The following is a 16,038-nucleotide window of genomic DNA, read 5'->3' as shown; positions in this document are numbered from 1 at the left end:
ATGGTAGTGATAAATATGTAGTGATTAGATATTCATTGGCTCGAAACATAGTTGTAATGATGAATAAAATACCAAATAGCACCCATATGGTTTTCTAACTTTTTAGAAAATCAAAGAGTCTTTCTTACGAGACGAGAAACACGTTGGCGCAAAGTATTATTAAATCTTTCAATGTGATTATTTTTTCCACTGTCTTTACCAACAGGCAGATGGCGTTTGCTTGGAAAAATACAAGCATAAGCCTGCCAAAAATCTGTATAGCAAACAGCGCATTGTCGATATACAGTAGGTAGAGAATTCCAGAATTGTTTTGCTGGTTCTTCGCTACGATTGCCAATATAAAAACCAATAATTTCTCTGCTTTCTCTATCCATTGCTAACCACAGCCATTGCTTATTTTCTTTGTAATCTACAAATGACCACAGTTCATCAAATTCAATATTAAATCTGACTTTTTTTTTAGGTCTAACCTTTACTATGCGTTCGATTGAGGCATATTTATTATTTACGTAATCCTGTAACCATTTTTGAGAAACACCCGTGCTTCTAGCTATAGCAGCCAAAGAGATATTCTCTAAAAGAAGTCGCTCTATTAAATCTTTTATTTGTGATCTAATTACTTTTTTTGTGAGATTTCCGACAAATTGGCAACTGCAACTTTGACATTTTTATTTTGGTTTTTTATCATGAATTCTACCATTTTCAACTATGTGATTTGAACCACAATCATGGCAGTCTGGTCGTAAAAATAGCATATTACATGACTCAACTAATGTTGGCAGATATCAAGAATTCCAGCAATAGTTACTTCTGATAGCATAAGTGTAACTAAATCTACATTCCAGCGCGTCAATAAATATTAAAATCACAAAATTTGATTGTGTCATTTATAAAATTATCCTATGTATTCAATTACTGTAATTAAACTTCACTACATATTTATTACTACCGACTAAAAATACCTTTAACTTCGTCATAACTCAATCCTTCTTCTCGCCTAATTTGTGAGATGCTCGACTGTTGAACACGCGCATCAATATTTTGTTCGTATCGTTGAGTATGTCGTCTTTTTTTGTCCACAAACTTTAATTGTTCTGTAACATAACGTTGACAGTTAGTACAATAAAACTGCCGACGACGCACTTGTAAATATACACTCGCAACCGAAAAATGATAAATCCCTGACTAATATAGGTCGATCTTGGTGCAGTTATTCTGTATAATTATTACAGTGAAGACAAACTATTTTTGAAGCCAAAGCACCCAGTTTAAACTAAATTTATCCTTCAATTTGAGTGCAAGTTTCAACCTTGACTCCAGGCAAGTCTAATAAATAGTCCAAATGAAATCTCATTACTCTAACTGTATTGGTTGATCTATTTTACACCATAAACTTAGAAGAGCCATTAATTCTCGCACCAACTTTGTAATGACGCGGGGATAAATTTTGTTTACTATTTAAATGTGATGTAATTTTACCGAATCCCAGTGCAGGTAAAAGCGGCCCAGTAAAAAGGGTGAGAGAACGGCTTTAATTCTTGACAATATTTCTCTAAATTATTGCGAGATAGATAAATTTGTTTACCAATCTTATCATACTTTTTGTATTCTTCATCCCATTGCTGATAGTCTGAGGAACCGGAGGAGCAAGCCTTTCGTTCTGCCTGGGAGCTTTTGCGGAGCGCGTCGGTTTCTTTAAGTTTCTCTTTCAAAAGTTCTGTGAGTTGGGGTTTATAAATAGCAGCTAAAGTATTGCCCGTAAGCTCTCGCAACTTAACTTGAGCTTGTCTCATAGCTTCTGGGCGATTCTTTCCCTGCTGCCACTCTTGATAGTAAAATATCGAGAAAAGTGCTGTAGCTAAATCATCGACAGCCCAAAGCGTACTGATAACACTTCTGGCTCCCGCCGACAAAAAAGCAGTTGAAAAAGTGAGGATATCACCAGTAATTTCACTCAATCCCAATCCTGTTTCGCAGCAGGAAAGAAATACATCCGACAACTGAGGAAGACGCCATGCAGGAGTCATTAGCTGACCTAAAGTAATGCAGCCATCTCCTAAAATTAATGTCGATTCAAAGGGATTGTCAAAGCGCGACTGGGCGTGGTGGCTAGAGTGGAGGATTTGGACGGTTTGCGCCAGTTCTCGATAGTTACTAACCGTGGCTTGACGGCGACCTTTTAAGCGTTGATTGTCTGGGATACTATAAAGAACTGCCAGTTGCTCTCCTTCAAAGCTGGCGCAAGGCAAGTCGCCCGTCGCATCTTCAATAGTGCCACAGTTTAGGTTATTGCCGGGGGAAGGGCGCTGCTGACAGAACTCTAGCACTTGGCAACTAGGTGCGTAACGAATCAAAAACTTGTCTCCTAAATATCGGTTGTCTCCGATGGGTAGTGCAGCGAAGGGGATTTGGTGAAGGGCAAAATGAGGAACTATAATCAGTTCCGAAATTCCTTCTAAATGCCATAAGATTAGATCGTTTAAATTTAACTGTTGTGCCAGTTCAGTTAACATCCCAACGAACTCTTCTTTCCAAGAATTGTTATCTTCAACATATTGTCCTAACCAATTTTGGAAAATCCATCCGTGCAAAGTCTCAAATCCTAAATCAGCGCAACTTTGCAGGGTAATCTCGTTTTGCCGCACGACGAAGATAAAGGTGTCGCTAACAGTGGTGTAAAAGCTAATAATTGCAGTGGTGGGTTTGTCGATAAGCTGCTGGATGGATGGGAATTTGAGAGGATTGACTCGAATTTGACCCGCAAGCACCGTATCTAAGCGACGAAGTTGTTCCCAAATTAGGAGTTTTTCAGCTTCCAGATCTGCTATTGTTTGATTGTAAGCTGCTAGTGCTGCACGGCTGTTATCAAGTTTGCTATTATCAAAGTCGTTGCTAGGTTGATTGCGCCCTCGTTCTTTGTCAATTTGCTGCTGTAGCCGTTCAAAATCCTGTAAATACTGTTGAATTTCAGCAGGAATTTCTGCACTTGAATAGAGGTCATTGCTTGCCATTAAGTCTACGAGGCGTTTAGAGCGCGATCGCTCTACATATTCAACAGCTTTATCTAACTGCTTGTTATTGATGCAAGCTTGCACGATGTTTGCATAAAGATCGATCGCCTCTGACAAAATTTCTTGGCGGCGCAATTCCGAAGTTGCCCAAGTACGGCTGGTTTCTACGGCTTCAATCGCGATACCGTATCCCTCAATGGCTAACTGCCAATCTTCCGTTACAAATGCTATTTTTCCAAGGGTTTCTCCAGCGTTAAAGCATTCAAATGGAAAAGCTGTTGGCGTGCAAACTTTCAAAGCAGATCGATAAGATGCGATCGCTTTTTCGCGTGATTCAACCATCAAGTAACATTTACCCAGATTCATTTGAGTCATAGCCCACTCTCTAGGAAAAATATCGGGGTTAAAGACTTTCAAAGCAGCTTGATGGGCGGCAATAGCCATTTCTAAATTCTCATTTCGATCGCCCTCAAGTCGATGCACGTAAGCGTTGCCCACATTCGTTTGCACTCTAGCCCAATCTGTGGGAAAAGCGTCTTGAGTATAAACTTGTAATGCTGCTTTGTTAGCTGCGATCGCCTTTTCCATATTTTCTACCGCATCTCCATGATGTCGGTGGCGGTAAGCAGAGGCAAGATTCATGTGAGTTTGCGCCCAAAGTTCCGGGGATTCTTCGCGGGTGCGGAATAACAGGGCGTTTTGATAACAAGCGATCGCTTTTTCCAAGTTTTCCGCCTTGTCGCCGTAGATGCGATCGCAGTAAATAATACCCAAATTGTTTTGGACTTGAGCCCATGATTTCGGATTTGCTTCGCGGGTGTCAACTTCCATTGCTGCAAAACAAGCGGTTCTTGCCAATTCTGCATTCTCTAATTGATCTCCGCGAATTCGGTTGTCATAGGCAAGAGCTAATATATTTTGAATTGCGGCCCAGTTTCCTGGAGAGGCTTCGCGGGTAAATACTTTTAGAGCATTTTGGCAGCAGGCGATCGATCGTTCTAGATTTTCGGCGCGATCTCCTTGAAAACGGTGATGATAAGCACGTCCAAAATACATCTGACAATCTGCCCACATTTCTGGATTAGATTCGCGGGTTAAGACAGTAGCAGCAATTTCATAACCTGCGATCGCAATTTCTAAATTATTAGCTTGATTTCCTTTTTTAAATTCATGGATGCACAGGCTTAAAACTATAATGCTAGCAGCGAGTGCTTTTTTATCTTCTGGTGGCACTTCAGATAGTATGGCAGACGAGCGAGATCGCAACACCTTAATAAAGTGTTCATCAAGTCGATCTTGGTTAGCTTCAAGCACAAGGTTAACTTCTGGAAGTCCCCTGAAAAAATGCTTGTCTATTCGAGCTGCATTTGTTTCCACCAATCTGTCAACGGCGTCGAGTCTATCTGAGTTTGTTTCCGCCAATCGATCAACCGTTTGGAAATTTCTTTTACTTTCGTCAAGAGCTTTGAATAACTGAAAAATTAAACGATCGCGAGTTTCCTCTTGGATGGAATCCCATTGTGCTGTCTGACGTTTTGTCGCTGGGGGAGCTTTCTTCGGGCCGAATCCTTTTGCCATATTCTTTACAGGTTACGAAGGGGATACTACATATACACATCAGCCATCCGCTCCAAAATTACGCAGCATCCCTCCATATTTCTGCTAACTTCTCCAGCAGTGCTTCGGCTAAATCTTCTAAATCAGTGTCGGCGCGATCGGCACTTTCACGAGTAAATTCCCCTCCTGCGGTACTCCCAGCTAACATCTCTCCCGCTGCGTACCGCCACTCGTACTCCTCGCAAGTTCGATAAATACGCTCTAATTGGGCAACAATATTGCTCTGCGATTGAGTTTGGATCGTAGATCGCACCTGTACCGCCACTGGATCGTCAGTTTCTAAGAAGGCGATCGCTTCTTCTAAACGAGTAATCTGTTCGATTAAATTGTCGATCGGCATCAGTTCTGCTACTGCTATTTGTTGCGGTGGATTTGAGCTATCTAAGCTGGGAGCAAATCCCAATAGTTGCACGGAGTCAAGGCGATCGCTAAACTGTACTCCCACATATCCAATCCGATTTTCTATTACTTCTTCGGGTAAGAAGATGGTTGTTTCACCAGGTAAAACTGGGCGGCATTCTAAGGAACCGATGCCAGTAATTAGCAAGTCAGCGACATTAGCTAGCGCTGTTTTTGCGGGATTGAAGCTATCGGAAGAATTCAAATTTGTTTCAATTTGCAGCCATTTTAAATAGCTGTGAACTGCGTAAACAGCCAGTGCATTCAAGTAAACTCGTTTTCCTTTTTGGACTGTACTTTGAACTGCTGCCAACTGTCGAGCCAATTCGTGAGCTTTTAACTCTAGCGGTACTGTTAACAGAGGTATTTGTGCGATGTTCATGGTTGTGATTCCTGTTCATATCCTAGAGTGCGGGCTATTTCTTGCAACAAAGGTTCGCATTTTCTCTTCCAGTGAGAATTAAGAGTGTTGTATTTGACATTTAACTCGTTTGCTAAGTCTTTAAACTTGTCAGGAGGGTCTTTTAACACTCTTCTTTTGCTGAGGAATTGGCAGTTGCACTCCGGGTTAGAACCAGGGCAGCTATTTCTTAGCTTCCTTTCTGGATCTTGCTCGATATATAGTTCTAATTCGCACCCAATTCGCTGAAGAGTTTCTTTCTGATCGTTTTCAATCATGCCATCCAACCCGCTGAGCGTAAAATCGGGTAATAGTTCGAGCCGAGTTGTTTCCCCAGCATCTACCGCAATCGGAGCATCTAAACTAATTGGAGCATCTTTGTCAGGAGAGTACAAATCTTTAATTCGCCAACCCAGGTAGCTGTTAATCCAGTTAACCAAACTTTTTGAAACAGAAGGTGATCGCGGCTCAAATTTAGCAATGTCGCGACTAACCCATTCAAAAGTACGATTGAGGGCTTCAGGATAATTTGGATGAGATGACTTTTTGAGTCCTGGTAGTTGTTGAATTTGCAATAACAGCTTGTTCATGGCTGTTCGCCATTTTTTGCTTGGGGCTGGGTGTTGGCGCACCTCTGCAATTAGAGCGCTTAACCGTCCATCTAGGTCATCCATGCGACTTTTTTGAGGAGCAAGTTAGTTTGTTTATTAGCTATGAAAATTCGCGATCGTGCGAAAATCCTAAGCTATTTTCTCATGTGGTTGAGCTCTTTGTGTGCGTAAGTTCTTGCCGTCCGGAGGCAAGAGGCTATTTCCACGGGAATTATTGCAACTGAAGCAGGCTAAACGCAGGTTGGAGAGTGCGTTAGACCCGCCTCGGCTTTTCGGGAGTAAGTGTTCGATGGTTCTTTCTGATTTCTGCATCGACTTGTTGCACCAGTGGCAGCGGTTTCCGTACAGTTCCAGAAGTTGGCGTCTCTTGTTGCGTCTTGAAGCTGGGGACATAAAGCTTTCGGAGCCTCACGGCTGTTACGTGTTCATTTACGTATCAGCTCCCTGCTAAAAATTTACGCAGCAGTTTCTAACTGAGGGATAACATTTGCCTTAAGTCTTTTGATCACATTGAAATGAACTTAAATACCCAGCTATACGTCTGTCGCTTGTTGTATAAGAGAGTCGGTGACGTTGTGAGAAGTTAAATTTTTAATTTGATGACCATTGCTCAAAAGTTTGAAAAAGCGAGATCCCTTTCTTCCCACACTATATATAGTGTGCCTGCGTCCAGGACTGTAAATGTACGATCGCCCCGCAGTTTCAGCGCCCCGCATCCTGTTACACTGAAATCCTGCGGTTGTGTGCGATCGACTCTTCGGAAAAAAACATAAAATTCTGTAGCCTACAATACATTTATTTGGTTAATGATTGTTTAAACTCTCCAAGTGTAGATTGTGTACTCTCCATAATTCTCCAAAACCCCTAAACGAGTGCGTTGTTTGCTGGACTGCGATTTATCGATCGTCGAACCGTTAAAAACCATAAGTAGTTTTGACCTGAATTCATCGGAATTGATTTGCACAAAATTTTTGAGCTGACCAGGGTGAAGACTAGCTACTAAATCTGTGCAGCGCAGGCATCTATCATATTGACTCAAATTAGTACAGGCTCTTGTCATCTATTTTCTTGCTAATAACCGAAATCCAACCGCATCTCACACTGGATTGTCACGCCCGGTGGACGGCGAAGTGATTGAGCCTCGCTCCTCCAATCTTTTAGAGCCTGCCAAAAAGGGCATTCTCCCAAAAGTTAGCTTTGACAAAAATCTTGGGTTAATCCAACATATTCGTCAATCGTTAGACTTTTGCTAACATCTATTTTTTCTCAACTACTCGTCCTGCAACCCCAATAAAAATAACCATGAGTGGAAACGAATCGCGCGTTCAAGCAATTTCTCAAATCGTCAACCGCAAACTGATGCCATGCCGGCCTCCCAAGCGGCTAGAAGATATGTGGGCAACAGACGTTTTTAGTCTGAGCAAGATGCAAGAAAGTCTGCCCAAAAGCATTTTCAAATCAGTAAAAAACACCATTCAAACTGGCCAAAAACTAGATGATTCCGTAGCTGATGTAGTTGCAGCAGCAATGAAAGATTGGGCTATTTCCAAAGGAGCCCTGTACTACGCCCACGTATTTTACCCGCTAACCAACAGCACCGCCGAAAAACACGACGGTTTCATCTCAGTGCAAGGCGACGGTTCCGTCATCTCAGAATTTGCAGGCAAAGTTCTAGTACAAGGCGAACCCGATGGCTCCTCATTCCCCAACGGCGGCATTCGCTCCACTGCCGCCGCTCGTGGATACACAGCCTGGGATGTCACCAGCCCTGCTTATGTCATGGAAACAGACAACGGCATGACATTGTGCATTCCCACTGTTTTCATATCCTGGACAGGTGAAGCCTTAGACAAAAAAACGCCGCTTTTGCGTTCCATTTCGGCAATGAACAAAGCAGCAACCAGAGTGTTAAAGCTATTAGGAAATACCGAAATTGCTCCGGTCAATTCCAGTTGCGGTTCCGAACAAGAATACTTCCTGGTAGATGCCAATTTCACCACCAGCCGCCCCGATTTAATGCTAGCAGGTCGCACCCTTTTCGGCAAACCTCCTGCCAAAGGTCAGCAATTTGACGACCACTATTTTGGAGCGATTCCAGAGCGCGTTCAAGTCTTCATGCAGGAAGTAGAAGAAAGAATGTACCGGCTGGGAATTCCTGCCAAAACCCGCCACAACGAAGTAGCTCCCGGTCAGTTTGAAATTGCACCAGTTTTTGAAGCAGCAAACGTCGCCAGCGACCACCAACAATTAACCATGACAATTCTTCGCAACACTGCGAAGAAACACGGTTTTATGTGTTTGCTGCACGAGAAGCCTTTCGCCGGCATTAACGGTTCCGGCAAACACGTCAACTGGTCAGTCGGCAATGCCACCCAAGGGAACTTATTAGACCCAGGCGATACACCGCACTCGAACATACAATTTCTAGTTTTCTGCGGCGCTGTGATTCGCGGAGTTCACAAATACGGGCCGCTGTTGCGCGCCGTAGTTGCGACTGCCAGCAACGACCACCGATTGGGTGCAAATGAGGCTCCGCCAGCAATTATTTCTGTCTATTTGGGTTCGCAATTAGAAGATATCTTCGGGCAAATTAGCCGGGGAGAAGTTAAGGACTCTAAATGTCGGGGAATTATGAACTTAGGTGTAGAAACACTGCCTACTTTCATGAAGGATGCTGGAGACAGAAACCGGACTTCGCCCTTTGCCTTTACTGGAAACCGATTTGAATTCCGTGCAGTAGGTTCCGGTCAGTCTGTTTCCGGGCCGCTGGTGGCGATGAATACAATTCTTGCAGATTCTTTGGACTGGATTGCTAACAAATTAGAAAGCGATTTGGCTAACGGAACTGAACTGAATGCTGCCATCCAAACACTTCTCAAAGAAGTGATGGACGAGCACGGTGCGGTTGTATTTGGCGGCAATGGCTATTCGGAAGAATGGCACAAAATGGCCGTTGAGGAACGGGGTTTAGCTAACTTGCGGACTACTGCCGATGCTTTGCCAGTGTTGAAGGAAGGATACATTGAAGACTTGTTTGAAAAGACAGGTGTTCTGACTCCCGTTGAATTGGAAAGCCGTTATGACGTTTATGCTGAGCAGTATTTGCTGGCAATTGAAGTCGAAGCAAAACTGGTAATAAGCATGGCAAAAACCATTATTTACCCCGCAGCCGTGAGGTATTTAGCTGAACTTTCCGGCACGATTTCTAAATTGAAAGAGATTGGGATTGAACTGGAAAAGGAAAGTGCCGAAAAAGTAGCGGTGCTGGTTAAGTCCATGATGGATACTGCGAGCAAATTGAGTGCTGCTTTGAGCAAGCACGATTTTGCTTCGACAGAAGACCATATGCAATATGCTTCGCAAACAATTCGTCCTTTGATGGATGAGGTTCGCCAGTATGCGGATGCTCTGGAAGGTGAAGTGGCTGATGATTTGTGGCCACTGCCTACTTATCAAGAAATGCTGTTTGTTAAGTAATAGCAAACAAATTCGGTTAATTGCAGGTTAGATTTGTAAGGACACGGCAGTGCCGTGTCCTTGCTTGTTTTTGAGGTTAAATGAGTGGTACGCTGAATCGGCCAGAGTCATTAAATGCCAGCTACAGTAAGAGTTGTGAAGATTGTTGAGATACGCTTCAACAAATTTATCGGCGTAGAAAAACTAATATTGCTGCGAAAAGCTATTATGCGAATTCAATCTTTCTTGAAACAAATGACTCTGGCTGCTCTAGCTCTGGTTTTTGCGATCAGTTGCAGTCGATCGACTCCGAACGTAAACTCTTCCCCTGAAGCAAGTACCTCTAGCAGCTTTAGAGTGGCGTTGGTCGTCACAGGCCCCAAAGACGACAACAGTTGGGCTCAAGCCTGCTTTGAAGGGTTAAACCTAATCAAAGATAAATTTAATGCTCAGGTAGACTTTACTGGCATTGACGGTGAAGATAGTGAAGCTGCCCTTCGCAAATATGCTCAGTCAGGCTATGACCTGGTAATTGCAGCCAGTGGTGGGTATATCAAAGCTGCCGAAAAGGTCGCTAAAGAATTTCCACGAACGAAATTTGCCCTGATTACAACGCATCCAGGGAATAACACAAATTTGGGGGCTGTTGCCTTTCGATCGGGTGAGGTGGGGTACCTCACAGGCGCTTTGGCTGCGATGAAGACTAAAAGCAATAAAGTTGGCTATATTGTGGGTGCACCTTATCCGGTTTACAAAGAAGAAGAAGCCTTGTTTAGGCGCGGAGTGAAGGCAACGAATCCCTCTGTTCAAGCCTCGACAGCTTTTCTCAATTCTTGGGTTGATACGGAAAAAGCCATCAAAGTCGCAACGGATATGGTGGCCTCTGGAGTAGATGTTTTGACAATCAACGCGGATGAGGCAGGATTAGCCGCGCTAAAAGCCGTTACGCAAAAGCCAGGAGTCCTTGTGATTGGTTGGGCCAAGGATCAGTACGAACTGGCTCCCGGCAAAGTCCTAACTAGCGTTCTGGAGGACATTCCCAATCTGGTGCTCAATGCGGCGGTGTTAACCCAGCAAGGTCGCTGGGAAGGAAAACTTTACAAGTTTGGGCTCAAGGAGAAAATCTACGACTTTGCTCCTTTCCGTGGTAGTCTCACGTCTCAGGAAGAGGACACTTTCAAGACCATCCGAGATGCTGTGACGACTGGCCAAATTGATGTTTCTCCTTAGTGCGCGCATTAATTGATGTACCAATATTGATCCTAAGTCCGATGCAAAATCAACGCAACGATCGCGCTCTGCCGATTGCCAGAAGCTCCCGTTCTCATCCCTGGCAACGCTTCTTATCTATTGCAAATCAGCTCCGCTATGGTTTGATATTTTTGGTTCTCCTGAGCTTACTGCCCACTGGTGGCTTGCTGATCTACCTCAGCTTTCAGGCGCAGATCCAGCAATCGCGATCGCTCCAAGAAGAGCGTAGTCAGACAGCACGAGGGCAGATTGATAATTATCTAGATGGCTTGAAACAAAGACTGAGCTATTTAGCTAGGGTCAAAGGACTCACCAACTTTCAACCTCAAGCGCAGCAGAGCCTGTTGGAAGGGTTGACTCGTCATAATGATGCTTATGAAGCGGTTGCCATTTTGAACCGGAAGGGAAAAGTTGTTGCGTCAGTTTCACCCTACGAACCGCTCAAGTTAGAAAATCCAGCCAATTCGCCACTGTTTATTCGTGCCTTTAAACAACATGAAGATTATGTGAATCCTGTAGAAATTAATCCTCAAACCAACCAACTAACCACCATTCTGGCGGTTCCGATTCGGAATGAGCGAGATGAGGTGGATGGGGTGCTATTAGCGCAGGTAAATCTCAACTTTCTCTGGTTTGTTGTTTCCCAAACGGAGGTGGGCAAGACGGGTTATGTTTATGTAGTTGATGAGCGTAATTTTCTCATTGCTCAAAAGGCTCGTAAGCCAGAAACGTTTCAACTTGAAGATATTTCTAAGCGTCCGTTTTTTCAATTCTTGAAAGCATCCGAAGATACTAAACGCCTTAACGTTTATCAAGGTCTAAAGCAGGTAAAAGTATTGGGAGCTAGTGCCTTAGTTCGGAGCGTCAAGTGGAATGTGGTTGTAGAACTGCCAACGGCTGAGGCGTATGCTCCCGTTTACCAAATGCTCTCAGTTATGGGAGGCTCATTGATGCTGGTGACGATCGTCGCTGTTGGCATTGGGTATCTATTTATTCGTCGGCAAATTGTGGTGCCCCTCCAGCACTTAACGACGGCAGCTACTGAACTCAGTGCGGGGCAATTAGAGGCACGGGTCAACATCGACAGCCAAAACGAATTGGGGACATTGGCGATCACCTTTAACAATATGGCAACCCAGTTAGAGGAACTGATTAAAGCTGTTGAAGTGGAACGCAATTTTGTTTCCGCTATTCTTGAAATTGCAGGTGCCCTGGTAGTTGTGCTCGACCCGCAGGGACGAATAGTTCGCTTTAACCGAGCTTGCGAACAAACGACTCATTACTCGTTTAGTGAAGTGAAAGGGCGCTACATTTGGGACTTGTTCCCGAACTCAGACTTAGCTGGAGAAGCCAAAACTACTTTTGAGTCTTTACAATCTGGTAATTTTCCCCAGCAGTATGAAGGCAGTTGGGTGAGCAAAGATCAACAACTCAGACTGATTGCCTGGTCAGATACTGCTTTACTGGATAATCAAGGTGAAATTGAGTACATCATCAAAACAGGGATTGACATTACTCAACGGAAACAGGCAGAAGAAGAACTCAAAGCGTCGGAACAGCGACTATCTTTTCTATTCCGCCAAAGTGCACTGGCAGTTTTGGAATGGGATTTAAACTTTAAAGTCACGGCATGGAATCCAGCGGCAGAGAAGATTTATGGTTACACGGCTACAGAGGCGATCGGACATCATGCAGCAGAATTAATTGTGCCTGCGTCTGCCAGGAAGGTAGTCGATCGAGTTATGAACGAGTTGTTGAGTCAGGTTGGAGGAATCTACAGCGTCAACGAAAATATTACGAAAGACGGCAAAACCATTATTTGCGAATGGTTCAATACGCCTTTAGTAGGGGAGGCTGGAAAGATTGTTGGAGTTGCATCCTTGACACTGGATATTACTGAGCGCACGCAGGCCGAAGCTGCGTTAAGGCAAGCAAAAGAGGAAGCTGAGGTTGCACTCAAAACCTTACAGCAAACTCAGGCACAACTCCTTCAGGCAGAGAAAATGTCAGGTTTGGGGCAACTGGTGGCTGGTGTTGCTCACGAAATTAATAATCCAGTCAGCTTTATCTATGGCAACCTGAGCCATACTGCCGACTACACGCAAAATTTACTAAAGTTGATTCAGCTTTACCAGCAAACCTATCCAACTAATGCCCAAATTCAGGAAAAAATTGAAGAGTTCGATCTGGACTACATTAGTGAAGATTTGCCCAAAATCCTGACTTCAATGAAGGTAGGAGCCGATCGCATTCGTCAAATTGTCCTGTCGCTACGAAACTTCTCGCGGCTGGATGAGGCAGAAATGAAGCCAGTTGATATCCACGAGGGAATTGACAGCACATTGATGATTTTGCAAAATCGACTGAAGGCAAATCCGGATCATCCTGCTATTGAAATTGTCAAAGAGTACGGCGACTTACCGCGAGTAGAGTGCTATGCCGGATTGTTGAACCAAGTCTTTATGAATATTCTGGCAAATGCGATCGATGCTTTAGAAAACTACGATAATCAGCGTTCTCGAAAAGATATCCAAACAAATCCCAGTCGCATCACTATTCGGACTAAGCTAGTCACAAACGAAACTGGGCCCGGTTGTTCTAAAAACGTGGTGATTCAAATTCAAGATAATGGGCCTGGGATGACAGAAACTGTTAGACAACAGGTGTTCAATCCCTTCTTCACCACAAAACCAACTGGTAAAGGAACTGGATTAGGGCTATCCATCAGCTATCAAATTGTAGTTGATAAGCACGGTGGCTTACTCCAGTGCTTCTCTCAACCCAATCAAGGAGCAGAGTTCCGAATTGAAATTCCTGTTTTGCAAAGCGGTGCTGTAGCAATTGTTGGTAAATAACTGCTATCACATTCCTCTATATATAGCGTTTTTTAAGTAGCTGGGAAACTGCTAGAGTGCGTCTGAATGATTTGTGTAAATAAAAGAAAAGTGGTCAGCTCAAATTCAAGAAAAAAAGGAGGTAGACAAGTAGTTAATGCTAGCAGCGGGCGCTCTGACTCTCCACAGCAGGCTTTAAGAAGTCGGGGATTTAACATAAGATTAGATCGACCTACTTAAAGCTAGATAAATGACAGTACCGCGTCTCGAACAATTTAGAGGTTGTCTGATCGGTCAGTGTCTCGGCGACGCTATAGGCTGTAGAGTAGAAGGCTATCCGCCGGAAGTTTGCCAAAACTTTGTCAGCTACGAAGTTAGACTCAAAAAAATCAAAGATCGCGATCGCTTCGGCTTTCCTTTTGGTCAATACACCGACGACTCCCAACTCGCCCGCGAACTCCTCCAAAGCTACGTCGCTTGTGGCGAATTCGATCCCAGCGACTACGCCGCCCGTATTGCTGACATTTTCGCTCAACAGCGCATTGTCGGGCGGGGTCGAGCGACAGAAGAAGCTGCAAACCGCCTGATTCGGGGCGTTGCTTGGCAAGAAGCTGGTACTCGTGCTCCCAGTGCTGGTAATGGCAGTGCTATGAGGGCTGCACCGATCGGCTTAATATTCTACGATGACCCGTCCCAGCTTGTACAAGCTGCTTGCGATCAAGGGCGCATCACCCATCAAGATTCGCGGTGTTCTGCAGGTGCTGTGGCGATCGCGGGGGCTGTGGCGATCGTCCTTCAATCTGACATGATGATTGAAACTGAGCCATTTCTCTGTCAACTGAGCGAATGGGTAGCAGAAGTTGATCCTTCCTTTGCTGCTTTGCTCAAAGATTTGAATGATTGGGTGAAATTGCCCCCAGAGTCAGCCGTAGAGTTCATTTCTAAAGCTGGACTCCCGTTAAACTACGAGCACTCTTGGCAAGGAATTTCCCCTTTTGTAGTCGGTAGCGTCTTGTGGAGTTTATATGCGTTTTTGAGAACGCCTCAAGATTACTGGGAAACTCTCTGCACTAGCATCGCCGTCGGTGGCGATGTGGATACCACCGCAGCAATGGCTTGTGCCATCAGCGGGGCATTTCTGGGTCTAGAAGCCATCCCGAATCAACTAGCGGAATGTTTGAACGATCAGGGTAGCTGGCGTCTGGGCGAACTGATTAAACTCGCTGACATTTGTTATCAGTTGAAAGTCAAGTTGTAGCCGCTTCTAATACCATTTTTATAAAGTTATGATAGACTTATATAAAAAGTAAAGGAGAACATTAAAATGTCTGGCCGTCCTCATATAACGATTGCCGAATCTGTAGAAGTATTACTATAGATGAGGAAACAACAAAAAATAATTTTAGCATATAATAAAGTTCAAATGCTTTATTTATTTCAATCAAAACAAGTAGAAACAGTCCGAGAAGTATCGTCGATTTTGGGTAAAAGTGAAACCACAATTCATCGCTGGCTCTTTCAATATAAAGAGGCTGGTATAGAAAACTTGTTAAAAAATCGGCAGATTTTTGGCAGACCAAAAAAGTTTTCAGTTTAAGTAGCGGCTTCGTTACAACAAGAATTGAGAGACCCCGAAGGATTTTCCAGTTATAAAGAAGTTCATCTTTGGCTATAGTTAATCAAAGAGATACCTAGTAATTATCAAGCTGTATACTCCTTGGTAAAATGGGAGTTAAAAAGTAAATTAAAAACCCCAAGACCTCGAAGTCTTGAACAAAAGCCAATGGCAATTAATGAATTCAAAAATAGTCTTTCTCATCCAGTCAAAGCCTTGCTAGAAAAAGCTCCTGACCAAGTAAAGAAATACAAAAAATTTCTCTTTGGGTGTAGTGATGAAACTCGATTAGGACTACATACAATGAGCGAGACGAAGGCTAACACTACGGGGTGTAAAACCTCTAGGAAAACATCAATGGAAATTTAAATGTTTCTGGCTTTACGCAGCCGTATCCCCATCTACTGGAAGAAGTTTTTTTTGGGGGTTTTCCCATTTAGATCGAGTTTGTTTTCAAGCATATTTGCAACAATTGTCGCTTCAATATCCAGATGAATTGCATATCATTCAAGTCGATAATGCTCCCGGTCATCTTTTAAGCACATCTGAATTGCCAGACAATATTATTTTACTATTTCAGCCGCCTCATTGCCCTGAAGTAAATCCAACAGAAAGAGTGTGGGAATACATCAAAGAATTTTTAGGTTGGTTAGTCTTTAGTAATCTTGACGAACTCCGCGTAAAAGTTCAGGAAATTTTATCATCTTTAACAAATAATGTCATTGGTTTTCTCACAGGATGGTCTTGGATCTTACATTCTTTATCTCTAGGGCGTAGGTACAGTATTAGAACTTGACAAAAGTAGGAAAGCATGATAAGTGAATTTAGGAGCTTGTTAAATCCT

Annotated in this window: 9 protein-coding genes and 2 pseudogenes; 5 read left to right on the top strand and 6 right to left on the bottom strand. The window is 43.6% G+C overall.

The window, feature by feature from the left end; genetic code table 11:
* Window positions 1-32 precede the first annotated feature (32 nt).
* The 6 genes and pseudogenes from QUA36_RS17825 to QUA36_RS17805 form a co-directional block, all read right to left on the bottom strand.
* Window positions 33-755 (bottom strand): annotated as a pseudogene (locus tag QUA36_RS17825) (IS1 family transposase).
* Between the two features lie 190 nt (window positions 756-945).
* A complete protein-coding gene (locus QUA36_RS31385; RefSeq protein ID WP_445300008.1) occupies window positions 946-1,080 on the bottom strand; it encodes a transposase family protein in 135 nt (44 codons plus the stop codon).
* Between the two features lie 395 nt (window positions 1,081-1,475).
* Window positions 1,476-4,589 carry a CHAT domain-containing tetratricopeptide repeat protein gene (locus QUA36_RS17820; protein WP_333458579.1) on the bottom strand — a complete coding sequence of 1,038 codons (3,114 nt, stop codon included), beginning with the start codon at window positions 4,587-4,589 and terminating at the stop codon, window positions 1,476-1,478.
* 58 nt (window positions 4,590-4,647) lie between these two features.
* Window positions 4,648-5,409: a DUF1822 family protein gene (locus tag QUA36_RS17815; RefSeq protein WP_333458578.1), complete on the bottom strand. Its 762-nt coding sequence runs from the start codon at window positions 5,407-5,409 to the stop codon at window positions 4,648-4,650.
* Complete coding sequence (locus tag QUA36_RS17810) at window positions 5,406-6,101, bottom strand: hypothetical protein (RefSeq protein WP_333458577.1); 696 nt, start codon at window positions 6,099-6,101, stop codon at window positions 5,406-5,408. Before QUA36_RS17810 ends, QUA36_RS17815 begins: the two co-directional genes overlap by 4 nt.
* A 66-nt stretch (window positions 6,102-6,167) precedes the next feature.
* Window positions 6,168-6,431: an HNH endonuclease gene (locus QUA36_RS17805; RefSeq protein WP_333458576.1), complete on the bottom strand. Its 264-nt coding sequence runs from the start codon at window positions 6,429-6,431 to the stop codon at window positions 6,168-6,170.
* A 909-nt stretch (window positions 6,432-7,340) separates the two neighbouring features.
* On the opposite strand from QUA36_RS17805, the gene QUA36_RS17800 reads away from it, so the two are divergent.
* From QUA36_RS17800 to QUA36_RS17780, 5 genes and pseudogenes are all read left to right on the top strand, one after another.
* Window positions 7,341-9,515, top strand: coding sequence for a glutamine synthetase III (locus QUA36_RS17800; RefSeq protein ID WP_333160438.1), 2,175 nt, complete (start codon window positions 7,341-7,343; stop codon window positions 9,513-9,515).
* Between the two features lie 114 nt (window positions 9,516-9,629).
* Entirely contained in the window at window positions 9,630-10,724 is a 1,095-nt protein-coding gene (locus QUA36_RS17795; RefSeq protein ID WP_333458575.1) for a BMP family protein, read from the top strand.
* Window positions 10,725-10,765: 41 nt separating this feature from the next.
* On the top strand, window positions 10,766-13,600 hold the full coding sequence (locus QUA36_RS17790; RefSeq protein WP_333458574.1) for a PAS domain S-box protein: 2,835 nt from the start codon (window positions 10,766-10,768) through the stop codon (window positions 13,598-13,600).
* A 229-nt stretch (window positions 13,601-13,829) separates the two neighbouring features.
* A complete protein-coding gene (locus tag QUA36_RS17785; RefSeq protein ID WP_333160432.1) occupies window positions 13,830-14,837 on the top strand; it encodes an ADP-ribosylglycohydrolase family protein in 1,008 nt (335 codons plus the stop codon).
* A gap of 120 nt (window positions 14,838-14,957) precedes the next feature.
* Window positions 14,958-15,990 (top strand): annotated as a pseudogene (locus QUA36_RS17780) (IS630 family transposase).
* Window positions 15,991-16,038 lie beyond the last annotated feature (48 nt).

The sequence above is a fragment of the Microcoleus sp. Pol10D4 genome (assembly GCF_036701555.1).
In the GTDB taxonomy this organism is placed as follows: domain Bacteria; phylum Cyanobacteriota; class Cyanobacteriia; order Cyanobacteriales; family Microcoleaceae; genus Microcoleus.
The sequence above is the reverse complement of the archived record's forward strand: the minus strand, read 5'-3'. Positions and strand labels throughout refer to the sequence as shown.